21 protein-coding genes and 1 pseudogene are annotated in these 22,467 nt (G+C 67.3%); 14 read left to right on the top strand and 8 right to left on the bottom strand.

Going from position 1 to position 22,467, the window contains the following annotated elements:
- Nucleotides 1–57 precede the first annotated feature (57 nt).
- Nucleotides 58–366: pseudogene (locus KTN05_RS14115) on the top strand (biotin transporter BioY); the annotation flags it as partial.
- Nucleotides 367–983: 617 nt separating this feature from the next.
- On the opposite strand, the gene KTN05_RS14110 reads toward KTN05_RS14115, so the two are convergent.
- A complete protein-coding gene (locus tag KTN05_RS14110; protein WP_217330047.1) occupies nt 984–2,792 on the bottom strand; it encodes a hypothetical protein in 1,809 nt (602 codons plus the stop codon).
- A gap of 23 nt (nt 2,793–2,815) precedes the next feature.
- On the opposite strand from KTN05_RS14110, the gene KTN05_RS14105 reads away from it, so the two are divergent.
- From KTN05_RS14105 to KTN05_RS14085, 5 genes are all read left to right on the top strand, one after another.
- On the top strand, nt 2,816–3,286 hold the full coding sequence (locus KTN05_RS14105; RefSeq protein ID WP_217330046.1) for a helix-turn-helix domain-containing protein: 471 nt from the start codon (nt 2,816–2,818) through the stop codon (nt 3,284–3,286).
- A gap of 204 nt (nt 3,287–3,490) precedes the next feature.
- Nucleotides 3,491–3,928, top strand: coding sequence for a hypothetical protein (locus KTN05_RS14100; protein ID WP_217330045.1), 438 nt, complete (start codon nt 3,491–3,493; stop codon nt 3,926–3,928).
- On the top strand, nt 3,921–4,307 hold the full coding sequence (locus KTN05_RS14095) for a hypothetical protein (RefSeq protein ID WP_217330044.1): 387 nt from the start codon (nt 3,921–3,923) through the stop codon (nt 4,305–4,307). The genes KTN05_RS14100 and KTN05_RS14095 overlap by 8 nt, the downstream gene beginning before the upstream one ends.
- Nucleotides 4,261–6,138: a relaxase/mobilization nuclease domain-containing protein gene (locus tag KTN05_RS14090; RefSeq protein ID WP_217330043.1), complete on the top strand. Its 1,878-nt coding sequence runs from the start codon at nt 4,261–4,263 to the stop codon at nt 6,136–6,138. Before KTN05_RS14095 ends, KTN05_RS14090 begins: the two co-directional genes overlap by 47 nt.
- Nucleotides 6,139–6,286: 148 nt before the next feature.
- The gene (locus tag KTN05_RS14085) at nt 6,287–8,287 is read left to right on the top strand and encodes a DUF927 domain-containing protein (RefSeq protein WP_217330042.1); all 2,001 of its coding nucleotides are present in this window, start codon (nt 6,287–6,289) and stop codon (nt 8,285–8,287) included.
- 459 nt (nt 8,288–8,746) lie between these two features.
- On the opposite strand, the gene KTN05_RS14080 is transcribed toward KTN05_RS14085, so the two are convergent.
- The 3 genes from KTN05_RS14080 to KTN05_RS14070 all read right to left on the bottom strand — a co-directional run bounded on the left by KTN05_RS14080 (nt 8,747) and on the right by KTN05_RS14070 (nt 11,502).
- A complete protein-coding gene (locus KTN05_RS14080; RefSeq protein ID WP_254368224.1) occupies nt 8,747–9,751 on the bottom strand; it encodes an ABC transporter substrate-binding protein in 1,005 nt (334 codons plus the stop codon).
- Nucleotides 9,752–9,836: 85 nt separating this feature from the next.
- Nucleotides 9,837–10,736, bottom strand: coding sequence for an ABC transporter permease (locus KTN05_RS14075; protein WP_217330040.1), 900 nt, complete (start codon nt 10,734–10,736; stop codon nt 9,837–9,839).
- Nucleotides 10,729–11,502: an ABC transporter ATP-binding protein gene (locus KTN05_RS14070; RefSeq protein ID WP_217330039.1), complete on the bottom strand. Its 774-nt coding sequence runs from the start codon at nt 11,500–11,502 to the stop codon at nt 10,729–10,731. The genes KTN05_RS14075 and KTN05_RS14070 overlap by 8 nt, the downstream gene beginning before the upstream one ends.
- Nucleotides 11,503–11,970: 468 nt before the next feature.
- On the opposite strand from KTN05_RS14070, the gene KTN05_RS14065 reads away from it, so the two are divergent.
- Genes KTN05_RS14065 through KTN05_RS14030 form a run of 8 tightly spaced genes read left to right on the top strand, consistent with a single transcriptional unit; the run spans nt 11,971 to nt 18,171 of the window.
- Nucleotides 11,971–12,699 carry a 2Fe-2S iron-sulfur cluster-binding protein gene (locus tag KTN05_RS14065; RefSeq protein ID WP_217330038.1) on the top strand — a complete coding sequence of 243 codons (729 nt, stop codon included), beginning with the start codon at nt 11,971–11,973 and terminating at the stop codon, nt 12,697–12,699.
- Nucleotides 12,699–13,031: a succinate dehydrogenase gene (locus KTN05_RS14060; RefSeq protein ID WP_217330037.1), complete on the top strand. Its 333-nt coding sequence runs from the start codon at nt 12,699–12,701 to the stop codon at nt 13,029–13,031. Before KTN05_RS14065 ends, KTN05_RS14060 begins: the two co-directional genes overlap by 1 nt.
- A complete protein-coding gene (gene sdhC, locus KTN05_RS14055) occupies nt 13,028–13,372 on the top strand; it encodes a succinate dehydrogenase, cytochrome b556 subunit (RefSeq protein WP_217330036.1) in 345 nt (114 codons plus the stop codon). Before KTN05_RS14060 ends, sdhC begins: the two co-directional genes overlap by 4 nt.
- Before the next feature lie 2 nt (nt 13,373–13,374).
- Nucleotides 13,375–15,135: an L-aspartate oxidase gene (locus KTN05_RS14050; protein WP_217330035.1), complete on the top strand. Its 1,761-nt coding sequence runs from the start codon at nt 13,375–13,377 to the stop codon at nt 15,133–15,135.
- Between the two features lie 44 nt (nt 15,136–15,179).
- Nucleotides 15,180–16,142, top strand: coding sequence for a fumarate hydratase (locus KTN05_RS14045; protein ID WP_217330034.1), 963 nt, complete (start codon nt 15,180–15,182; stop codon nt 16,140–16,142).
- Nucleotides 16,139–16,807 carry a fumarate hydratase C-terminal domain-containing protein gene (locus KTN05_RS14040; protein WP_217330033.1) on the top strand — a complete coding sequence of 223 codons (669 nt, stop codon included), beginning with the start codon at nt 16,139–16,141 and terminating at the stop codon, nt 16,805–16,807. Before KTN05_RS14045 ends, KTN05_RS14040 begins: the two co-directional genes overlap by 4 nt.
- The gene (locus KTN05_RS14035) at nt 16,804–17,832 is read left to right on the top strand and encodes a YeiH family protein (RefSeq protein WP_217330032.1); all 1,029 of its coding nucleotides are present in this window, start codon (nt 16,804–16,806) and stop codon (nt 17,830–17,832) included. The genes KTN05_RS14040 and KTN05_RS14035 overlap by 4 nt, the downstream gene beginning before the upstream one ends.
- 24 nt (nt 17,833–17,856) lie before the next feature.
- Nucleotides 17,857–18,171, top strand: coding sequence for an NIPSNAP family protein (locus tag KTN05_RS14030; protein WP_217330031.1), 315 nt, complete (start codon nt 17,857–17,859; stop codon nt 18,169–18,171).
- Between the two features lie 117 nt (nt 18,172–18,288).
- On the opposite strand, the gene KTN05_RS14025 is transcribed toward KTN05_RS14030, so the two are convergent.
- The 4 genes from KTN05_RS14025 to KTN05_RS14010 form a co-directional block, all read right to left on the bottom strand.
- Nucleotides 18,289–19,032 (bottom strand): sulfite exporter TauE/SafE family protein, encoded by a 744-nt coding sequence (locus KTN05_RS14025; protein ID WP_217330030.1) that lies wholly within the window; start codon nt 19,030–19,032, stop codon nt 18,289–18,291.
- 47 nt (nt 19,033–19,079) lie between these two features.
- Complete coding sequence (locus KTN05_RS14020) at nt 19,080–19,991, bottom strand: LysR substrate-binding domain-containing protein (RefSeq protein ID WP_217330029.1); 912 nt, start codon at nt 19,989–19,991, stop codon at nt 19,080–19,082.
- Nucleotides 19,992–20,387: 396 nt separating this feature from the next.
- Nucleotides 20,388–21,116 carry an aspartate/glutamate racemase family protein gene (locus KTN05_RS14015; RefSeq protein WP_371823370.1) on the bottom strand — a complete coding sequence of 243 codons (729 nt, stop codon included), beginning with the start codon at nt 21,114–21,116 and terminating at the stop codon, nt 20,388–20,390.
- 281 nt (nt 21,117–21,397) lie between these two features.
- A complete protein-coding gene (locus KTN05_RS14010; RefSeq protein ID WP_217330028.1) occupies nt 21,398–22,429 on the bottom strand; it encodes a D-cysteine desulfhydrase in 1,032 nt (343 codons plus the stop codon).
- Nucleotides 22,430–22,467: the final 38 nt, after the last annotated feature.

The following is a 22,467-nucleotide window of genomic DNA, read 5'->3' as shown; positions in this document are numbered from 1 at the left end:
GCGAAGCTCTGCGCGCCCGAGGAGGAGTGCTCGGATCAACTGTGAAGGACTGACCGCATGGAACGCAATATCGCCCAGATCGCCCTGTTCGCCGCGATGGTTGCGGCCCTGGGGGTGGTGCCGCCGATCACGCTGGGCTTCGGCGTGCCGATCTCCGCGCAGTCGATGGGCGCAATGCTGGCGGGGGTGGTGCTGGGGGCCCGCGGGGGGGCGGCGTCGATGGGGCTTTTCCTGCTGCTGGTGGCGCTCGGCCTGCCGCTGCTGTCGGGCGGTCGGGGCGGCCTGGGCGTCTTCGCCGCGCCCACGACCGGCTTTGCATTGGGCTTCATGCCGGCCGCCTTCGTGACCGGGCTGATCGTGGAACAGCCGCTGAATCGTCCGCGATCCATCATCGGTGATGAGGTCGGTGTGTGTAAGGCGAAGGTCGGGCATGTCAGAACATAAGAGGGAACGCGCCGCCCGATGCAATCCGTCAATCCGGCTGATCGATCAGCCGGAGCGCGCGCCATCCGGCAGCGGGCGCTGCAAGGCGCGGGCCTCCTTCACGGAGTGGTCAGCCATGCCCCCCATTCGCTAGGCTGAGTGAGGATCACCGGCATGGCCTTCGAGTGGAGCGGCGCGACCTCTTGCGGACTGAGCGCCAGGCTCGCGTCTCAATCCCCGCGAAGAAGGCGGGCAGTCGTCGTCAGACGCGTCTAAGCTGCTTCTGGTGCGGTGGAAATCGGGATAATTTCGGCCTGCTTGTCGGCACCTCGATATACGCTGCATCAAAGGCGCCCAGCATGCTTTCATGCAAGGGTTAGCGGTCTATACGTCGATCTGCAGGGATCGGAGCTCGATGTTGATCAACTCCGGGAATGGGGACTGACACTGGATCAGGTGGCTCATCGTGGCAAGGTGGCGATTCGGGCGTCCAGTTGAAAACGGCGCGCTAGCGTTCGGACGCTGTCTTACCGGCATTCCCCGGGTCCTAAGGCGACTGCTCACGCCCACCATACCGGACGTTCCGCGATCTCGAGGACCGCGTCGAGGCGCGGGTTCTTGTCTTCCAGAAAACGCGCGGACCCCCACGAACCCCATTGGTCAGGCGTTCGGAAGTCGCCGAAGTCCATATGCGGACCTTCGCCGAACCTTTCCCAATGGTCTGCCCATGCCCGGTAAAGTTCGCCCATCTCTGCGCTGTAGCTGAAGCCCGCCATCCATGGCGTCAGGATGGTCAGGTCTTCGTCCGGCACCGCCACCGAGAAGCTGTGGTGGACGTGGCTCGCGCCCTCGTAGGCAACCATCCGCAAGTTGGGATTGGCTGTCTTGATCGCCCGTTTCTGCGCCTGCAGGAACCCCTCCATGTCGGGGATGGAACCGGGATAGCCCTCGGTCAGCAATCGGTCGCGCAACCAGCGCCGCGCCGCCATGGGGTCACGGTTGATCTGCCCGAGAAGATCGGCCCGCAGGCGCGCATTGCCCATCTCCGCGCCGCCGAAATAGGTGGCGATTGCAACCTCATCGACAACTTCTCTTGCCGCAGGAATGAAGCCCCTGGCCGAGTTCAGCATGTAGCTGGTGCCCCAGTCGTTCACCGCCTGAACGGCGAGAACCGTCACCAACCGGGGCCCGGGTCCCGATACCCTGGCCCATTCTTCCTGCCAGCGCCGGGCAAGAAGCGTCTGGGCATAGGCGCTGTATCCCCAGTAATCTTCCTTCCCCCACTCTTCCTGCGAGCGCCACACGAGCCAGTGGAAGGCCCTGAAGGACGCGTTCCACATCTCGTTGGACTTCTCGGCCCGCGCTTCCAGCGAGGGATCGAGACTGTCACGGACGAGGGCGGCCGCCCTGCGCTCGTAGTCCTCATCCGCGATGTGGGGAATGTTGACCCACAGGTTCGCTCCGGCATCGTTCGCCAGCCGCACCTGAACCTCCAGCGGCACACCCCGCAGCGTGTAGGTGATGTCGGTGGGCAGAGGGCGTTGGTCCCACTTGCCGAACCACGGATGCGTGGCTTCGGGGCCGGGGCCGCTCCAGCCGTCGTCAAGATTCATCCTGCCCCAGTCCATGGCCCGGATGAGGCCCGCCTTGCGGATGCGCGCAAGGTAGTCGGGATGGAACACCTCGCCCGCGTCCAGCCGCGCGACATGCTCCTCGCGGCAGATGCGCCAGTTGCGCGGGTGATTGCCTGCCGTGAGCGCGGACAGGCGGATGGCCAAAAACGAGCCGTCGGCGTCGAAGACGATCCTGCCGGGCTCGTTGGACACGACAGTGCCGCCCATGGGAACGCTGAAGTCACCCTCGCCATCGTAGCGAAAGATGTAGCGCCCGGCGATATGGGGGCGCACGGGAAGGTATCCGCCCCAGTCCCAGATCATCTCGATATAGGGGCTGGGAATGTCCGGGGGGATGCGCGTGGCGTAACCGTCCTCGTCCAGCACGCCGTCACGCCGCAGCTGCTCGTGATCGCGGTTCCCCGCTCCGAAACCGCCTGCGATGAGGCCACGCGCGAACTTGGCGATGTTCAGGAAGGGCCTGCCGCTGTTCCAGTCGTCCAGGCCACTGAGATTCAACGCAAGCGCCCGTTGCCGGGCGGGCTTTACGCCGGGACTGACGGGCGGCCCGTCCGCTCCTGGCCAAGCAGTGACGCTGCCGCTCCAGGTTGCCGTCGCGCGACACGCAGCGGCCGCCGCCAGCGTAAATGCAAGGGCGGTCCGGCGAGTGATGGCGGTCTTGGTCACGATCTTACCCTCCTCCTTTGCCAGCACCGCGGCCTCCGCTCCTGAGATGGCAAGGGTGTTGATTTCCACCCGGAACTGAGAGGTGGTTCGGTTTGTCTGAACAGGTCGCGGGCGTTTTCCAAATGTTTTTTCGCCTTGGTTATGCCGCCGTCGCTTCAGGCGTCCTGCGCCGCGAAGAAATGAACGCGGCGGTCCGGGCCCTTGCGAACAAAGGCGTGCCGATCAAGCAGATCGTCGTGCGGACGGGCTGCAGCCGGCAGACCGTCCGGCGCATCCTGCGCATCCTGCGCAACGAGCGCGACGATGTCTTCCGCGTCCGCGCAAGCTCGCTCGAGCCTTGGCTCGTCCTGCTCGACGAAGCCTGGTCGGGCGGCGGCCGGAGTGGCGCCGAGCTCTGGCGGCGTCTCCGAAGTGAGGGTTTCGCGGCCTTCGGGTGCTCCGGCCGTCCCGCCACCAGGGACGGTGGCCGCAAGAACATACCCTGCCAATTCAGTGTCGGCGTCTTCCGCGGCTGCATGTTGATCGGAAAGGAGACGGCTGGAACAGTTTATCCCTCCGGGTGACCGGGATACTACCCCTCGGTGTGACTGACTGGCTCCGGTGACCTGCCTTGTGGTCGCCGCCGGACCTTTCCTCGCTCGCTCTGTGCCTGCGCTCCTCGGGCCCTGCAAACGTCATTGTGGATAACCGAACGAATTCTTCTGACTTTTCAGAAAGGGTGCATATTTTTCCTGTCGCGATAGTCCCAACAGGAGAGAAGCGCGACGATGTCGACCCCTACCCCGAAGATCAGCTTGGCGCAGCTCAAAGCGATGCGCCATGCGCTCGAGACGCTGACGCCGAAGCCCAAGGCCGCGTATACGAGCCGCGAGGTCATCACCGCCATGGCGCAAGAGATTCGCCGCGCCCGTGCCGAGCTCGGCTACAGCCTCGAGGACTTGGCCGAGATGCTGCAGCCGCACGGGCTGGCGATCCGCCCGAGCACCCTGCAGGGCTATCTCCGCGCGCTCGAGAAGGAGGCCGATGCTGCCAAGGCGAAGGCTGCCGCGCAGCCGCCGCGCCGGGCGCGGGTCAGGCGCAGCGCGCCGGCGGCCGCGCCTGTCGTTCAGGGCAGGTCCGCGACGATCGTGTTGGAAGACCTGCCTGAGCTGAGTGATGAAGACCACGGCACCCGTCCGCGCGCGGCGGAGCCGGCGCATGGCTAGAGCGGGCGACGGGACGCCGCGGTCGTCGACGCGGCAGCGCAGCCGGATCCTGCGGGCGCGGGTCACGCCTGCCGAGGAAAGCCGCATCCGGGCGGCCGCGCGCAGGCGCGGTTATCGGAGCGTGGCGGATTACATCCGGGATCGCGCACTGGATGACGCAGCCCCGATGCGCATGCCGGCCGCGGTGATCGGTGAGCTCGGGATCCTCGGCGGGATCATGACGGAAACCGCCGACCTGCTGCAGAAGGCGGGCAAGAAAGACTACGCGCAGCGCTGCCGCGCGGCGTCGCAGCGCATCAACCGGCTGCAGCGCATGTTGATGGAGGACGAGGATGCTGGCGAAGGTGATCACGCCCCGGCGCCGCCCCCCGCGCGCTGAAACCGGCTTCGCGAAGCGCGTCGCCTATGCCTGCCACAAGGCCACGGCGATCGCGCTCGGCAATCTGGCGGGCGGCTGGACCGATGCAGCGTTCCAGATGCAAGCCGTCGCACGCATGAATAAACGCCTGCAGAGGCGATGCTATCACATGGTGCTGTCCTGGGGAGATGGAGAAAACCCCACGGATGAGGCGGCGCTTGCCGCGGCAAAGGGCGTGCTGCGCGAGATGGGATGGCAGGGGCATCAGCATGTGCTCGCGGTGCATCGGGACCGGCGCAACGTCCATGTGCATGTCGTGCTCAACCGGGTGAATCCGCTTACCGGGAAGGCTTGCTCGATCAGTCACGATTATGCACGGCTCGAACGGGCCTGCCGGGTGATCGAACGGGCGTTCGGCTGGCCTCCGGATCGCGGCCGCTTCCTGCCGCGGCTGGTGAATGGTGAACTGGTGCTGGTGCCCCGGCCGAAGGCCTATTGGGACGCGAGGCGCGTGGCCCGCGCCGAAGGGTTGCGCCCCGATCCGCGGGGTGTGAGGGGCGCCGAACGTCGCACCGGCGTGGCGCCCCTGCGCGACCGGCTGCCGGCGCGCGTGATCAGTCAGGCGCGCAAGGTAATCGAGCAGGCCGCGGGCTGGGCTGCGCTCCATGCGGGGCTGCTCGACATCGGCCTGCGCTACCTCCGTCATGGTCCGGGCGCGCGGATCGCCGAGGTGGCAGGACGCGGCTGGATGCCGGCCTCTCATCTCGGATCGGCCTTCGGGCTGCGTCGTCTCTGTGCCCGGCTGGGACGGTTCCAGCCCGGACCGCCACCGGCTCCTGCTGCGCCGGGCGCACAATCCCCTGCGGCGGCGCGCGCACGGCAGCGCCATGCAGCGCAGCGTGCAGAGCGGCGCGACCGGTATGCGGAGCTGCGGCAGCGGCAGAAGAAGCGGGCGGTCGATCTCGGCGCCCTGCTGCGTGGTCTGGATCGGACGGTCGCTGCCGCCTTCCGGCTGGTGCTGGCCGAGGACCAGCGGGCAGCCCGGGCGAAGCTCTGCGCGACGCCCCTGCCCCGCCTGGGGGACTACGGGATTTCCCCGCCCGACGTCGAGGCGCTCGCACGGCGCGAAGAGCAGCGCCGCCGCCACCGGCATCTTCTGCGCGAAGAGCGCGTCAGGAAAGCGGGCGGCCGGATCATGACCGCGGCGCTGGATCACACCCGGGCGCGTCAGCTGTGGCAGCGGGCAAGCTGGCGTGCGGCGGTGGCAGAGATCGACGCCGACACGGTGCCCTCGGTGCTGCGCATCGGACCCGAGCGCCTGCTCTTCCCGCGTCTTGATCCCGGCGGCGCCATGCTCGGCTATGACCTCCTGATCGAGAGCGAAGGTCGCCTCGTTGCGCGTCCGATTTCCGGGCAGAATCTGGCCCTCGCCATGTTGGGCCCGCACGACGCTACACGCTGTGCGGTCACGAGTGATGTCGCAACGGCGGCGATGCTGTCCGCTGAATACCCCGAGCTTCTGATCATCGCCGCGGCACCCTCGCTCTCGCGGCGGACCGCGCAACAGCTCACCTCGGTGGTCGGCAGGCGCCCGCTCGATGTTGTCTGCCGCAGCGCCGATGATGCCGGCTTTGCTGCCCAGGTCACCGCGCGTGTGCCGCATGCCATGCGGCTGCAGCCAGCCGAGCCAGCACCTTCCGCCCAGATAGATGAACATGTTGATGCGGAAGGCCGCACGGCGCCGCACCTTCCAGGCCCGCCTGCCACCAGCTGCAACGGCGATGCCGAGGAGCCTCCCGAGCCCTGCCTCGACGACGTGGAGCCCGACCTCTCTCCCTGGTTGTCCACATAAAACTGCGCTCCGCACCCCGGAACAGGCACTCTTCCCCTGAAAAGACGCTCGCACGGGTATAGAATGCCCAGCACGGAAAGAATTCCGGCCCCTCCCCGACAAGCTTTGATGAATGCCCGGCCCGGGCGCGGAAAGGAATGGCCTGAACATGACGATCCACCACCACATGCAGGAGATCGGCCTGCCGCATGTCCGCGACCCGGACGCGCTGTGCTGCACTTTTGTGATGGGTATTCTGCCCCAGCAGGAAACTCCTGCCTCAGGTGACGAACCTGCATCCAGCCCCGAGCGCCTCGCTCCGGCCGTCCCCGTCCAACAGTCCAACGGTCCGACTGCCCGCGCGGCTGGGACACTGGACCCCGACCTGTCGGACGGCGCTTTCTCTCTCGATGGACAGCCCTATGCGCAGATGGGCGGCGGTGTTGGCGAAGCTGCGGCCGCCGAGAGCAGAGAGGATCCTGACCTGCGGCGCTTCTATGACGATCTGCACCTCACGTTGCCGCCGGGCTTTCTTCTCGATGAGGAAGTTCCTTGTATCAAGGATGACAAGGGCCAGAAGATATCGGCACCGATCCGGGTCGTCTCCCACGCCCGCCGCGCCGACGGAACCGGATGGATGTTGGAGATCGAACTTCTGGACGGCAACTTCCAGCTGCAGAGATTGTCGCTGTCGCGCGCGGACCTGCACTGCAAGCCACGCGTGGTCCTGTCGATGCTGGCGGATCGCGGCTTTCGCATCTTCTGCCTGCCGGAAGCGGTTCCTGTCTTCCTGCAGCTGTGGGAGCACGTTCCCCGCAGCCTTAGAGCCGAGCATCCCGGCTGGTTCGAGAACCCTGCCGGGCCGGTCTGCTACCTGCGGCCTGACGGGTCCCGCCATGCCCCTGCCGATATCCAGAACGAGGTGTTCCTCGCCGGTCCGCGACGCAGCGCCCAGGATTGTGCCGGAAGCCTCGCCGGCTGGCAGGGCGAGGTCGCCGAGCGCGCGCTCGGCAATCCTGCGCTCATCTTCGCGATCTCCGCGGCGCTGGCCGGTCCGCTCCTGCGGATCGCGAGCCTCCAGACAGCCGGCTTCAACGTTCATGGTCCACGGGCGAGCGGCAAATCGCTGCTGCTGCATGTCGCGATGAGCTGCGCCGGGCATCCCGACCGGGTCATTCCCTGGCCTGCCGCCAGCACCGGCCTGCAACGGCTGAGCGCGGAAGCGCAGGACGGCCTCCTCGCCCTCGACGGCTACCCGCTGCAGCCGGACGGGCGTCAAGTGCGGACATTGTTGGCGCTCGGAGAAGATGCCGGGGCGGGGCGCGCCCTGTCCGAGCGCGATCCCGACGGGGGCCAGCGCTGGCGGCGGGTGATCCTGTCGAGCTCGGAGATCCCGCTCGACGAGAGCCTGCGGCGCAGCAAGAAGGCGCCACCTGCGGCGCTGCTGCGCCGCATGATCGATCTTCCGGCGGATACCGGTGCGCATGGGCTGATCGAGGTCCTCCACGGAGCACCGGATGGCGCCAGCTTCGCTCGCACAATGGAATTGGCGCTGCGCCGGCATCACGGCCATCTCCTCCCGGCCTTCCTCGACCAGCTGGTGGAGGGAATCGACCTCCATTCGGCATCCCTGACAGCAGAGTTGCCCGTGCTAGCCGGAGAAATCCGGGACCACTGCGCGCGGACCGCGCCGCTTTCGCCCGCAGCGCAGCCTGCCGGCGCCGAGCGCTTCGCTCTGGTCGGCTACGCCGGTGAGATGGCAATCGGCTTCGGTCTGCTGCCCTGGCCCACGGGCACGGCCCATGACGCGGCCCTGCAGTTGGCCGGCCGGGCCCACCACGCCTGCCCGACCGATGGCTGGGACGGCGCCAATGCCGTCGTGGAGATCCGCGGCTTCATCGACCGCCATGCCGGACGGATCATCGATCTCGAGGCCGAGCCCGCGCCAGAGAGCGTTCCAGATCCCGTCGGGTGGCAGGATCGCGAGCACGTCTATCTCCGCAGCGAGCCGGTGCGAGATGAGGTGGCAGACCTCGACGCCATGCTGGCGGCGATCGATGAGATACTCGTGCCTGGGGGCGAAGCCCGCTCGCGGCAATACCGAATGCCCGCGTCCAAGGTCGCCGACCGGCCTCGCGTCTATCGCCTCGCCAAGGCAGGCCTCGACTAGAAAGTCCAATAGGTTACCCGGCTGCCGGCACTCCCACACCGGCGGCACATCAGGGCGTCTCCCAGCCCGAGCGAGTTCCCATCGTGATAGCCTGCGCCGCTGGTCAGCGAAACAGCCAAGGGGCCCTTCGCGGTCCAGACCGGAGCAATCTCGGATTCGGGGAGATGTAGCGGGCGATCGACCTGCAGGGCGCGCTGGCGGGTCTGCTCTGCCTGGCGACCGGCCAGCCGCTCCAGAAGGTGACGGCGAGCGGGCATGCGAACGCGGCCTCGGGCGTGAGCCACGAAGCCGTTGATATAATTGAAGAACTACTGTTGTTTGCGGGGACGGGATGCCATCCGCGGGCCATCATAAGAAAAAACCGCCGGCCCTTTCCCTCAACTCGCGGGTAGCTGACGGAAAGGTCCGGCGATATCCCCCGGCGCCGCGTCGGGCGCCGGGGAGGGTCGGCGTTCGGGATCAGCTTCCTTCGCCGGTGCTGACCGTGTCGAAGAACAGGTCGCGCCAGTCGTCGGTGTCTTCCTGGATCAGGCCCACCCGCGCCATGTAGTTGACATAGGGCAGCAGCCGCTGGGGTTCGGTGGTCCAGGTCGTCTGCTCGTCCGTGATCAGCGCGACGATCTCCTCGTGCGTCATGGGCGAGGATTCGGCCTCGGCCCAGATCCGGGCGGCTTCCTCGGGGTTGGCCTTGATGAACTCGATGCTTTCGTTCAGCGCCGCCATGAAGACCTGCATGAACTCGGGGTTTTCCTCGACGAACTCGGCGCGGCTCCAGACCACGGTGAAGGTGTGCGGGCCGCCGAGGACGTCGTAGCTGTCCACGACCTTGCGGGCGCGTTCGTCCTTCATTTCCATGTTCTGGAACGGCGGTGCGCCGAAATGGGCGTTGATCTCGGACTGGCCGCCGAGCAGCGCGAGCTGCGCGTCGGGGTGGCCCATCGACACGGTGAAGGCGTCCAGATCGGCGTGATGCCCCTCCCCCAGATATTTCTCGGCCGCCATCTGAAGGGTGATGGCCTGGATCGAGGTCTTGACGGCGGGCAGCGCGATTTTGTCCGAACGGTCGAAATCGGCGAGTTCCGTGATCTCGGGATCGAAGGTGACGAGATGCAGCGGCATTGACACCAGCGCCGTGACGCCCTTTACCCGCATGTTGTTCTGCGTGCGCGCCCAGATCGTCAGCATGGGGGGCGTGCCGCCCGCGGCGAGGTCGAGGTTGCCCGACAGCAGCGCCTCGTTCATGCCCGAGCCGCCGGTGAAGCGCAGCCATTCCGCCTCGACTTCGATCCCGGCTTCGGCGGCGTGCTTTTCCAGCAGGCCCTGCTCCTCGATCAGCGTGAGCGGCAGGTAGCCGATGCCGAACTGCTTGGCGAGCCGGACCTTCATGGCCTCGGCGGACGCGGGCAACGCCGTCAGGCCGGCAAGCCCGAGGGCCACGACCGCCGAAAGAAAGCGTGTCTTCATCATATCCTCTTCCCTGTTGGCCGCCGTGGCGGCGTCTGTCGGCAGTTCCCCCCGCCTTCGGGCGGGGGGCTGCTCTTGTCGGTTCTCAGTTCTGGACGCCCCAGCGCTGGATCGTGCGGCGCTCGATCGTGCGGAAGACGAGGTTCTCGACCACCAGACCGATCAGGATCACGGTCAGCAGCCCGGCGAAGACCATCGGGATGTCCAGCATGTTCTTGTTCTCGAAGATGAACCAGCCCAGGCCGCCCGACCCCGAGGACACGCCGAACACCAGTTCCGCCGCGATCAGGGTCCGCCAGGCGAAGGCCCAGCCGATCTTGAGGCCGGTCAGGATCGACGGGAACGCCGCCGGGATCAGGATCTTGGTGATGAAGCCGACGCCCTTCAGCCCGTAGTTCCGCCCGACCATCTTCAGCGTCCTGGACACGCCGAGGAAACCCGAATGGGTGTTCAGCGCGATGGCCCAGGTCACCGAATGGACCAGCACGAAGATCAGGCTGGCATTGCCCAGCCCGAACCAGATCAGCGCCAGCGGCAGCAGCGCGATGGCGGGCAGCGGGTTGAACATCGAGGTCATCGTTTCCAGGAAGTCGGTCCCGATGCGCGAGGCGATGGCCAGCGCCGTCAGCACCGCGGCCAGCCCGATCCCGATGGCATAGCCGGTCAGCAGGACCTTGATGGAAACCCACGCCGCCGATGGCAGCGTGCCGTTCAGCACCGAGGTGAAGAACGCGCCCGCCGTCGCGGTGAAGGTCGGGAACAGCAGCTCGTTGTTCAGCGTGCGGCCGTAGATTTCCCAGATGCAGGCGAGGATGACCAGGATCGCCAGCTTGCGCAGCCACGGCTCGCGATACAGCATCTCGAAGGTGGAGAGCTTCTGATCGACGATCGTCAGCTCCTTCCCGTCCTCGACGTCGTTGTGGAAGATCTCGGGGCGCGTGCCGGCGGCCCGCTGGCCGAAGTCGATGGCGATGGCCTCAGACATGTTCAACCTCCTCCTCGGTTTCGTGGGCGAAGAGCGTCTCGTGGATGTAACGCTCCAGTTCTGCGGCTTCTTTCGGGTCGGTCGTGCTGTTGATCTCGGCCTTGACGCGGCCGGGATGGGGGGACAGCAGCAGGATGCGGTTGCCGATCTTGATCGCCTCGGCGATCGAGTGGGTGACGAACAGGACGGTGAACTGGGTCTCGTCCCACAGCTTCAGCAATTCGTCCTGCATCTTGCGCCGGGTCAGGGCGTCGAGCGCCGCGAAGGGCTCGTCCATCAGCAGGATGTCCGGCTCCATCGCCATGCCGCGGGCGATGGCCACGCGCTGCTTCATGCCGCCCGACAGCATGTGCGGGTGGCTGTCGGCGAACTTGGACAGCCCGACCTTGTCAACATAGTGCATGGCCTTTTCGTCGGCCTCGCGCTGCGACATGCGCTTGGCGCTTTGCAGCGCGAAGGCGACGTTCTGCCTGACCGTCTTCCACGGCAGAAGCTGGTCGAATTCCTGAAAGACCATCATGCGATCCGGTCCGGGCTCGGTGATCTTGCGGCCCTTGAGCCGCATCTCGCCCTCGGTCGGGGTCATGTAGCCCCCCACCGCCTTCTGAAGCGTGGATTTTCCGCACCCCGACGGGCCCAGAAGAATGAAGCGGTCGCTCTGATGCACGTCGAAGCTGACGCGATAGGTGGCGGTTATCAGATGCTGCGGCGTCTTGTACTGGAGCGTCACGCCCTCGACGGCAAGCAGCGGCTCATGTGGCTGCATGGTTCCTCCCTGGTGTCTGGCTAGGCGCACCGCCTCCCGAACGATGCGCAGTCATTGCTGGTCGTCCGCGGGTCAGGCCGGCACTGGTTGCCGAAAGCGCCTGTCGCGGACCCGGACGCCGGAAATCCCGGCACGCCTCCCCTCGTCGTCACGTCGTCACGTCGTCTTCCGGCACGGGCCGCCCGTTGGCTGGCGTTGTGCGTAAAGACCAAATTATCGGAAAGGTTTGTTTAATCAAATACAGTAATTCTAATAGTTATGTGAAGTTGTCCTTACATGAGGCGCAGACAGGCGCTTTTGTGGCGCTTTCAAGGGTTTGGCGCAAGGCACGATGTCGCAGGGGTGTCGCACCCCGCCGACGCGGCGTCGCCTGTAAGGCAAACTTACCATTGTCTTTAGAATTTAGGATTTTGTGTTAGACGATCTCGGGGGTAGTTGGATTGGAAAGTCCCAGCCAACAGGTGCGCTGTGAGCGAGAACACAAAGACGATGGAGGTTTCCGTCTGGCGCGGCGACGAGAATGGCGGCGCCTTCGAGACCTTCAAGGTGCCCGCCCTCGGCAGCCAGACCGTGCTGGATGTCGTGACGTGGATCCAGCAATCCGCCGATCCCACCCTGACCTATCGCTATGCGTGCCGCGTGGGGATGTGCGGGTCATGCGCCATGATGGTGAACGGAGAGCCGCGCTGGACCTGCCGGACCCATGTCAGCCGCGTGCTGGACGGCGACCGGCTGGAGATCGCGCCGCTGCGGAACCTGCCGGTCATCAAGGATCTGGCCGCCGACATGGATCCGTTCTTTGACAAATGGGTCAAGGCGGGCGGCGTTCACCGCCCCTCGCGCACGCGGGACGAGCCGATCCAGCAGGTCAACCCCGAGGCCCCCGCGCGGGTCGAGGCGAACAAGGGGATCGAGTGCATCAACTGCTCGGTCTGCTATGCGGCCTGCGACACGGTGGCCGGCAATCAGGATTATCTCGGCCCCGCCGCCCTGCAACGGGCCTGGACGCTGTATAACGACGAGAAGGTGCAGGACCGGGGCGCGATCCTCGATGCGGTCTCCGGCCCCGGCGGGTGCCTGAACTGCCACACGCAGGGAAGCTGCACCCGCTACTGCCCGAACGAGCTCGACCCCCTCAGCGCCATCGCGGGGCTGAAGCGCGCGGTCGCGACCTCCTTCTTTAAGAGGAGCGCCTGATGCTGAACCTTCGTCTCTACATGGCGCAGCGGCTCAGCGCGATGGTGATGGCGCCGCTGGTGCTGGGCCATATCGCGGTGATGATCTACGCGATTCAGGGCGGGCTTTCGACGGCCGAGATACTGGGCCGCACGCAGGGCAGCGCCCTGTGGCTGCTGTTCTACGGCAGCTTCGTCGTGGCCGTGTCGATCCACGCCGCCATCGGCCTGCGGGTGATCGTCCACGAGACGCTCGGCCTGCGCGGCCGGTGGCTGGAAATCTTCACCTGGGGCACGGGGATCGTGCTGCTGCTGATGGGGGCGCGCGCCGTGGCGGCCGTGACGATGCTGTGAAGATCAAGCCGCACCGCAAACATCCGCTCTGGCTGGCCTATATCCTGCACCGCATGTCCGGGCTGGGGCTGGCGCTGTTCCTGCCCGCGCATTTCTACGTGCTGGCGATGGCGGTCAGCCGCCCGCAGAGCCTCGATTACTTCCTGAGCTTCGCCGCGAACCCCCTCGTCAAGGTGGCCGAGTTCGGGCTGGTCTTCCTGCTGGCGATCCACTTCTTCGGCGGGCTGCGGCTGCTCGCGCTCGAATTCCTGCCGTGGTCGGCCCGCCAGAAGACCCTGGCCGCGGCCTCGGTCGCTGGGGCCTTCCTGGTCTCGGGCAGCTTCCTCTTGCGCGCGGTGTAATCATGTCCCTGAACGTCCAGATCGAACGCGAAGAAACCGACATCCTGATCATCGGCTCGGGCGGGGCGGGGCTGTTCGCGGCGCTTCACGCCCAGCAGACCGCGCCCCCCGGCACCCGCATCACCCTTGCCGTCAAGGGGCTGATCGGCAAATGCGGCTGCACCCGGATGGTGCAGGGCGGCTACAACGTCGCGCTCGGCGGCGGCGACACGGTCGAGCGGCACTTCATGGACACGATCAACGGCGGCAAGTGGCTGCCCAATCAGGACATGGCGTGGCGGCTGTGCGAGCAGGCCGTGGTCCGCATCACCGAGCTTGAGAACGAGATCGGCTGCTTCTTCGACCGCAACGCCGACGGGACGCTGCACCAGAAGGCGTTCGCGGGCCAGACCGCCGACCGCACCGTCCACAAGGGCGACCTGACCGGGATCGAGATCATCAGCCGCCTGATGGAGCAGGTTCTGGCCCGGCCGATCCAGAAATTGCAGGAACACCGCGCCATCGGACTGGTCCCCACGAAGGACGGCGCCTCGCTGGCCGGGGTGCTGTTCATCGACATGCGGACCGGCCGCTTCCGCTTCGTCCGTGCGAAATGCGTGATGATGGGCACCGGCGGCGGGCCGACCATGTATAAATATCACACCCCTTCGGGCGACAAGACCATGGACGGGCTGGCAATGGCGCTGCGGGCCGGCCTGCCGCTGCGCGACATGGAAATGGTGCAGTTCCACCCCACCGGCCTTCTGGCGGGCGATCACACCCGGATGACCGGCACCGTGCTGGAGGAAGGTCTGCGCGGCGCGGGCGGCCAGCTTCTGAACGCGCGGGGCGAGCGGTTCATGTTCGATTACGACACCCGCGGCGAGCGCGCGACCCGCGACGTGGTCAGCCGCGGCATCTATGCCGAGATGCGCAAGAACAACGACCCCGAGCAGGTCGGGATGTTCATCTCGATGGGCCATCTCGGCCCGGAAAACGTCCGCAAGAAATTCGCCGGCATGGTCAAACGCTGCGCCGATTGCGGCTTCGATCTGGCCGGCGGCAAGGTCGAGGTCGTGCCGACCGCGCATTACTTCATGGGCGGCGTGGTCGTCGACCCCGACACCCGCACCGCGATGGAGGGGCTGTATGTCGCCGGCGAGGATGCGGGCGGCGCGCATGGCTCGAACCGGCTGGGCGGCAACGGCGTGGCGAACTCGACCGTCTTCGGCGGGATCGCGGGCGACGTGATGGGCATGGATATCCGCGGCATGACCCTGCGCGACCCGGATGAGAACGTGCTGGCCGCCGAGGTCGAGCGCGCGATCCATCCGCTGACCCGCAAGCCCGGCCATGTGCAAAGCCTGCGCCACAAGCTTCAGGAAGCGATGTGGGAGGACGTGGGCGTCATGCGGACCGGCGCGGGGCTGGAGCGCGGCCAGCGCCGGGTGGCCGACATCCAGTCGGAGCTGATGGAGACCGGCGTCGATCCGTCGAACCTGGCCTTCAACCTGACCTGGCACGACTGGCTGAACGTCGCCTCGCTGACCGAGGTGTCCACCGTGATCGCCCGCGCGGGCGAGCTGCGCGAGAACTCGCGCGGGGCCCATTTCCGCGAGGACTTCCCCGAGCCGGGCGATCTGGAAAGCTCGTATTTCACGCTGGCGCAGATGCGCGGGGGCGAATTGTCCCTGACGCGCGAGCAGGTCCAGTTCACCATCGTCCGCCCCGGCGAAACCATCTTGCCCGAAAGCGAGCCCGAGACGCTGCTCGCGGCGCAGTAGCGCCCCAGCAACGCCGCAGCACGCCAGCTTCAGGAGGAAATAACGTGATCCCCATCAAACTCATCCAGTCCACCGCCGAGGTTCTGATGGCCAAGGCGGCGATCGAGATCCCCGACGATTACCTGACCGGCCTCAAGAACGCCGCCAGCACCGAGGATGGCGACCTGTCGTCCTTCGTGCTTCAGGCGATGCTGGAAAACTACGAGGCCGCCAAGCAGGACCGCCGCGCGATGTGCGGCGATACCGGCACCCCGCGCTGGTATGTGAAGATGGGCAACGACGCCCGCGTCGAAGGCGGCCCCATCGCGCTGGAAGCGGCGCTGCGGCGGGCCACCGCCAGCGCCACCCAGTCGGTGCCGCTGCGGCCCAACCGCGTCCATCCGCTGTGGCGCACGGACCACGACAACAACGTCGGCATCGGCGCGCCCGAAATCGAATACGGCTATGAGCCCGGCGGCGAGTGGATCGACCTCATCACCGTCCACAAGGGCGGGCTGTTCGGCACCGATTACCGGATGCTGTTCCCCTCGGACGGGATTCAGGGGATCAAGCGGTTCTACCTCGACAGCCTCGTGGCGTTCGGCAAGCGCGGCCTCGCCTGCCAGCCGGCGATCATCGGCATCGGCCTGGGCGGCTGCAAGGACACCTGCATGGTGCTGGGCAAGCGCGCCGCCTGCCTGCGCACCGTGGGCGACCGCAACGCCGACCCCAAGATCGCCGCGCTGGAGGAGGAGCTGAAGGAGCTCGGCAACTCCATCGGCATGGGCGCGATGGGCTTCGTGGGCAAGAACATGGTGATCGATGCCCATATCGAGGTAGGCTACTGCCACACCGGCGGGATGCAGATGTCGGTTCACGCCTTCTGCCTGTCCTCGCGCCGCGCCGTCGCCCGCATCCACGCCGACGGCCGCGTCGAGCATCGCACCGACCCCGACTGGTTCACCCCCTATCAGCGCCGCGAGACGGTCGAATGGGAAGCAGAACCCGCATTGGAGGCCGCCGAATGAAACTGCGTGAAGTCGTACTCTCCACGACCCCCACCGACGAGGAGATCGCGGCGCTGCGCCTCGGCGACATCGTGTATCTCAGCGGGCTGATGTATACTGCGCGCGAAGGCGTCTATATGCGCGCGCTGGAGGAGCAGGCGAATATCCCCATGGAACTGCCGTCGCAGAGCGCGGCGAACTTCCACTGCTCGCCCGCCGCCAGCATCCGCAAGGATGGCAGCTTCGACATGGGCGCGGTGACGGCGACGGCCAGCTTCCGGTTCACGAAATGGCTGCCCGAATGGATCGCCAAGACGGGGGCCAAGCTGATCGTCGGCAAGGGCGGCATGTCGTCCAGGGACTACAAGGAATACTTCGTCCCCAACGGCGCGATCTACCTGTCCACCGTGGGCTATGGCACCGGCGCGCTGCTGGGCCGGGGCGTCGAGAATGTCGAGGCCGTCCACTGGCACGAGGAGCTGGGGCTGGCGCAGGCGATGTGGGTGCTGAAATGCAACCGCATGGGCCCGTTCCTCGTCGCCTCGGACATGGAGGGCAACTGCCTCTTCGAGCGCGAGAACGCCAAGATCTCGGAAAATCTGGGCCGTGTCTATGAGGGCACGAGACCCGCCGTGCTGAAACGCTTCGGCGAGACCGATGACCGGACGGACGAACTGATCGGATGACCGCAGCCGAGGTGACGCGGGCGCCCGGCCGGGCGCTGGACCGGGCGCGCGAGCTTTTCCCCGGTCTGGTCTCGGCCGTGACCGTGGCGCTGGCCGCGAAGTTCATATCCGAGCATTACGGCGCCCCCGTCATGCTGATGGCCCTGCTGCTCGGCATGGCCTTCACCTTTCTGGCCGAGCCGGGCACGACCACCGCGCAGGGGGTCGAGTTCGCGTCCAAGAAGGTGCTGCGCTTCGGCGTGGCGCTGCTCGGCCTCGGCATCACCGTCCAGCAGATCGCGGCGGCCGGGCTGCCGGTGGTCGGTATCACGCTGGGGGGCGTCGCCCTGACCATCGGCGCAGGCATCGGACTGGCCCGCGTCTTCGGCCGCACGCTGCCGTTCGGGCTGCTGACCGGCGGGGCGGTCGCGATCTGCGGGGCCTCGGCGGCGCTGGCGATTTCCTCGGTCCTGCCAAAGGACGATCCGAGCCGCGAGCGCGATACGGTCTTCACGGTCATCGCCGTGACGGCGCTCTCCACCATCGCCATGATCGTCTATCCGATGATCGGCGCGGCGCTCGGCCTGTCGGATCAAGCGATGGGCGTGTTCTTCGGCGCGACGATCCATGACGTGGCGCAGGTCGTGGGCGCGGGATATTCGGTGTCCGACGAGGCGGGCGCGACCGCGACCTTCGTCAAGCTGCTGCGGGTGGCGCTGCTGGTGCCGGTGGTCGTCACGCTGTCGCTATACTTCGCCCGCCACCCCGGCGCAAGTCAGGGCGGCAAGCTGCCGATCCCGTTCTTCGTCCTGGGCTTCGCGGCGCTGGTGCTGATCGGCAGCACGGACCTGATCCCCGCCGCCGTCACCGCCACGCTGCTGGATCTGTCGCGCTGGTGCCTCATCACCGCCATCGCGGCGCTCGGGATGAAGACCTCGCTGCGCAAGCTGGCCGAGGTCGGGCCCCGCGCCATCGCCATGGTCTGCGGGCTGACCGCCCTTCTTGCGGGTTTCGCGCTGGCCGCGATCCTGCTGCTGCACATCTGAACCCTGCCCGGAAGGACCGAACCCATGTTCATCGACATGCGCACCTATACGCTGAAGAACGGCAATGTCTCGAAGTTCCTCAAGCTCTACGAGGCCGAGGGGCTGGCCGTGCAGACCCGGATCCTGGGCAACATGGTCGGCTATTACTTCACCGATATCGGGCCGCTGAACCAGATCGTCCATATGTGGGGCTATGACAGCATGGATGACCGCTGGGAACGCCGCAAGGCGCTGCAGGCGTCCGAGGAATGGCAGGCCTACGCGGTGCAGATGCGTCCGCTGGTCGATCACATCGAGAACAAGATCCTGATCCCCGCCCCGTTCTTCAATCCCGGCTGAGCGCCGGATGCGGCGCTGAACCGGGGGCTTCGCGCCCCCGGACCCCCGCGGGATATTTGGGCAAAGAAGAAAGGCGCGAGCGGCGGAGCGGGCGCCGCTTCTGCATGTCCGCGCCGGTCAGAGCATCTCGCGCAGGGCGAGGATCGCGCCCGAGGTGAACATCAGGAAGATCAGCAGGAAGCGGAACTGATCGTCCGCAAGCCGGTGGAAGATCGCCAGCCCGAGATGCGCGCCGATCATCGTCACCGGCAGCGCGATGGCCATCAGCAGCACCGTCTGCGGCGTGTAGAGCCCGTTCAGCAGGAAGAACAGCGCCGTGATGCCCAGCACCACGACGTTGAAGGGTTGCAGCACCGCGCGCGTCTCGCCCTTGGGCCAGGGGCGCATCGCGCACCACATCGTCGGCAGCGCCCCCGAAAGCGAGGCCGCCCCGCCCAGCACGCCCCCGGCGAACCCGATGAGGCTGTCGAGGACCGGCGTGCTGCGCTCGAAACAGGGCAGCGAGCGGCGGGCCAGGAAGAAGCCGCCGTAAAGCAGCATGAACGCCGCGATGACGATCTTGAGCATCGTCGCGCTGACCAGCGACAGCAGCATGACTCCCAGCGGGATCCCCACCACCGCCGGCAGCAGGAAGCGGGCCAGCCGGCCCGGATTGCTGCGGATCTCTCCGCGCACGACCCACAGGCCCTGCAAGCCGCTGACCACCGACATCACCACCACGATGGAAACGGCCTGCGCCGCCGGCAGCACCTGAAGCCAGAAGCCGAGCGCGAACAGCGCCGTCCCGAACCCCGCCAGCCCGTTGACCACCCCGCCCGCGAAGGCGCCCGCGACCAGAACGGCCAGAAACTCGATTCCCATTCAGAGCATTCCCCTGTCAGCCATTCCCGTGTCAGCCCATTCCCAAGTCAGACCGCCTGCGCGATGGTTTCGGGCGAGAACGTGCCGATCGCCAGCGCGCGCCCGATCGCGGCCGTGATCTCCTCGATGACGCGCATCTTGGTGCTGTCCTTGCGGTAGATCAGGCCAAGCTCGCGCACCGGGCCGCCGGTTTCGGCAAGGCGGATGCGGCGCAGCGGCGGCTGATTGGCGACCTTCATGCAGGGCTCGGGGATGATCGACACGCCGAGATCGGCCAGCACCATGCCGTAGATCGCCTCGAGGCTGGCAAGCTCCATCGTGTCGCTGACGGCGATGTCGTTGTCCTGAAGCCATTTCTCGACCAGCGTGCCGACGACCGCATCGCGCGAGAAGCGGATGAAGGGGTGCGATTGCAGCACCTCGACCGGATCGTCGCTTTCCACCTTGGCCGAGGCGATCAGGATCATCTCCTCGCGCGCCAGCGGATGCCACAGAAGCCCCAGCGGCATGATCCCCGGCCGCGAGGTGATCGCCGCATCAAGCGCGCCCCGTTCGAGCTGGTGGACAAGATGGGTCGTCAGCCCCGGAAACAGCCGGACATGCAGGTCGGGGCAGTTGGTCTTCAGCAGCGCCGTGGAAAACGGCACGATGGCCGTGAGCGAGGTCGGCACCGCGCCAAGGGTGAACTCGCCCTTCAGCCCGTCATCGCCCAGCACCGAGGGCACGATGTTGTCGTAATCCCGCACCACCTCGCGCGCGCGGGCCAGCAGCGCCCGCCCGATGGGGGTGAACTCCGGCGTCCGGGTCGAGCGGTCGAATATCTCGACCTGCCACAGGGCTTCCAGCGTGCGCATCTGCTGGCTGACGGCGGCGTGGGTGACGAACACCGCATCGGCGGCGGCGCTGAACGTCTCGTGATCCGCCACGGCGATCAGCGTCTTGAGCATCCTGATGGACACGCCGTCCCTCTCCCCCTCCCGGAAACGAAAGCTGACCTTACACGGGTTTGTATCTGAGCTAACGCGAGATTAGCTGTTCTTACGTTGCCTCGGCCCGCTGGGAAGTGCAAGCATGGTCGGTATCGGGCAAGGCAAGGGGGTTCCTGACGCTTCCGCCATCAAACGGCCCATCTTCCACAGTCTGGACTCAGGGTCGCGGCGCCCGCTCCTGCCTGCCCTGCTGCTGCTGCGAAGGCCGCAATGGCGAGGGCCACGCAACCGACCCCCGTTCACCCCGCAGACCGCGCCCCGTCCTCGCCCTGCGCCGAGGTGCAAGCATCGCCGGCGTCACGCCCTCAAGGCGCGATCCCGGTATCGCTCGGGTCTTTTTCGCCAGCGGGGATGCAGCGGCCGCCCCTATCCGCCGCTCTCACCCCCAGGCCGCGCCCCATCCTCGCCCCGCGCGAAGCGCACGATTTCCGCGGTCAGCACGTCGAGCGTGTCGATCACCTCGCCCTCCTCTCCCGCCGCGTCCGCGATCAGCGAGAACTCGGTGCAGGCGACGAGCTGGATCGCCGCCCCCTCGCGCGCGAGACCCCGCGCCGCCGCCGCCAGCGCCGCGCGGGCGGCGGGGGTCGGCCCCTCGCGCTTGATCGCGCGGATCGCCTCCAGCAGCGCGGGCTGGTCGGCGGGATAGACCGCCGCCGCGCCATGCCGGGCAAGGGCCGCGTCGAACAGCCCGATGCGCTGGACCGCAGGCGAGGCAAGGATGCCGACCCTTCCCCCGCGCCCCGCCCGCGCCGCAGCCTCGGCGGACAGCGCCACCATGTCGATCAGCGGAACGGACGCGGCGGCCCGGATCGCGGGGGCGTAGTGATGGGCGGTGTTGCAGGGCATCGCCAGCGCCTCGGCCCCCGCGACCTCCAGCCGCCGGGCCATCGCGGCCAGCACCGGGGCCGGGTCCGCGCCGGTCCCCTCGATCAGCCTGGCGATGCGCGAGGGGACCTGCGGGTTCTGGTCCACGATCAGCGGGATATGGTCGGCGTCGTCCTTGGCCGGCGTCGCGGCGATCACGCGCGACATCAGCAGCACCGTCGCCTCCGGCCCCATGCCGCCGAGAATGCCCACCCGGCGCAGCGCGGTCACGGGGCACCCGCTGTCACGCCGCCCGCGCGCTCGCGCACCGTCGCCGTGCTTCCCTCGGGCGGCCTGAAAATATCCTCGGGGATGAACGGGACTTCGGCCCCGTTCATGGGGCAGACAGCCCCCGGTGCGGCGGTGCCGGACGCGCAGGCGAGGGCCGATCCGCCGCGCCCCCGCCACCCCGCCCCGCCCCGGCCCTTCGATCCGCAAGACAGCGACCCCGCCGGGAGTCGGGGCGCTGGTCCGGGATGAAGCCGCCGGGGCCGGGGCGCGACCGCCATGGCTCAGGCCGCCGTTGCCGTGGTCACGCGGCGCTCGCTGAAGTCGAACGCGGCGGTATAGCCGAACAGCGCCGACGCCCCGCCGGTGTGCAGGAACACCACCCGCTCGCCCTTCCTGAAGTGCCCCTTGCGGATCAGGTCGATCAGCCCCGCCGCGCCCTTGGCCGAATAGACCGGGTCGAGCAGGATGCCCTCAAGCTCGGCGAACATGGCCAGCGCCTCCATCCCGCTGGCGGTGGGGATGCCGTAGCCGCCCCCGACGTAATCGGTATTGGCGATCACGTCCTCGCGCTTCACCACGCCTTCCGCGCCGATCTTCCCGGCGGTGGCCTGGGCGAGGGCGAAGACGTTCTCCTCCTGCTTCGCTTTCGGCGCGCGCACGCCGATCCCCAGCAGCGGGATCTGCGCGTTCATCGCCTTCAGCCCGACGATCAGCCCCGCCTGCGTGCCCGCGCTGCCGGTCGCGTGGACCAGATGGTCGATGACCAACCCCCGGTCGTTCGCCTGCCCCACCAGCTCGAACGCGCAGTTCACATAGCCGAGCGCCCCGATCGGGTTCGAGCCGCCGCCGGGAATGGTATAGACCTTGCGCCCCTGCGCGCGCATCCGGTCGGCCGCCTTCTCCATCTCGGCGTTCATGTCGATGCCGCCGGTGAATTTCTCGGTCGTGGCCCCGTGCAGATGGTCCAGCAGGACGTTGCCGTTGTGGTTGTAGTCGGTGTCCTCGCTGCCGGTGCGGTCCTCCAGCAGCAGGTGGCATTCGTATCCCATCCGGGCGGCGAAGGCGGCGGTCTGGCGGGCGTGGTTGGACTGGGTCGCGCCTTGGGTCAGGACCACCTCGGCCGCCTGCGCCTCGGCCTCGGCCATCAGGAATTCCAGCTTGCGGGTCTTGTTGCCGCCGGTGGACAGCCCCGTGCAGTCGTCGCGCTTGATCCAGATCTCGGGCCCGCCAAGCTCTTTCGTCAGCCGGTCGAGCCGTTCCAGCGGGGTCGGCAGATGCGCCAGGAAGATGCGGGGGAAGCGTGACAGCAGCATGGGCATGGTTCCTTGGTGAGACGACAACCGCATCATCC

Source organism: Paracoccus sp. Z118 (genome assembly GCF_019061185.1).
Classification (GTDB): Bacteria; Pseudomonadota; Alphaproteobacteria; order Rhodobacterales; family Rhodobacteraceae; genus Paracoccus.
The sequence above is the reverse complement of the archived record's forward strand: the minus strand, read 5'-3'. Positions and strand labels throughout refer to the sequence as shown.

What these genes read in the sequence shown, in the direction of transcription:
- KTN05_RS14070 (WP_217330039.1), bottom strand. Translation starts at nt 11,502, where the DNA reads ATGCAGCCACATGAGCCGCTGCTTGCCGTCGAGGGCGTGACGCTCCAG.
- KTN05_RS14060 (WP_217330037.1), top strand. Translation starts at nt 12,699, where the DNA reads ATGCTGAACCTTCGTCTCTACATGGCGCAGCGGCTCAGCGCGATGGTG.
- KTN05_RS14050 (WP_217330035.1), top strand. Translation starts at nt 13,375, where the DNA reads ATGTCCCTGAACGTCCAGATCGAACGCGAAGAAACCGACATCCTGATC.
- KTN05_RS14090 (WP_217330043.1), top strand. Translation starts at nt 4,261, where the DNA reads ATGCTGGCGAAGGTGATCACGCCCCGGCGCCGCCCCCCGCGCGCTGAA.
- KTN05_RS14025 (WP_217330030.1), bottom strand. Translation starts at nt 19,032, where the DNA reads ATGGGAATCGAGTTTCTGGCCGTTCTGGTCGCGGGCGCCTTCGCGGGC.
- KTN05_RS14010 (WP_217330028.1), bottom strand. Translation starts at nt 22,429, where the DNA reads ATGCTGCTGTCACGCTTCCCCCGCATCTTCCTGGCGCATCTGCCGACC.
- KTN05_RS14035 (WP_217330032.1), top strand. Translation starts at nt 16,804, where the DNA reads ATGACCGCAGCCGAGGTGACGCGGGCGCCCGGCCGGGCGCTGGACCGG.
- KTN05_RS14085 (WP_217330042.1), top strand. Translation starts at nt 6,287, where the DNA reads ATGACGATCCACCACCACATGCAGGAGATCGGCCTGCCGCATGTCCGC.
- KTN05_RS14080 (WP_254368224.1), bottom strand. Translation starts at nt 9,751, where the DNA reads ATGAAGACACGCTTTCTTTCGGCGGTCGTGGCCCTCGGGCTTGCCGGC.
- KTN05_RS14100 (WP_217330045.1), top strand. Translation starts at nt 3,491, where the DNA reads ATGTCGACCCCTACCCCGAAGATCAGCTTGGCGCAGCTCAAAGCGATG.
- KTN05_RS14030 (WP_217330031.1), top strand. Translation starts at nt 17,857, where the DNA reads ATGTTCATCGACATGCGCACCTATACGCTGAAGAACGGCAATGTCTCG.
- KTN05_RS14075 (WP_217330040.1), bottom strand. Translation starts at nt 10,736, where the DNA reads ATGTCTGAGGCCATCGCCATCGACTTCGGCCAGCGGGCCGCCGGCACG.
- KTN05_RS14095 (WP_217330044.1), top strand. Translation starts at nt 3,921, where the DNA reads ATGGCTAGAGCGGGCGACGGGACGCCGCGGTCGTCGACGCGGCAGCGC.
- KTN05_RS14040 (WP_217330033.1), top strand. Translation starts at nt 16,139, where the DNA reads ATGAAACTGCGTGAAGTCGTACTCTCCACGACCCCCACCGACGAGGAG.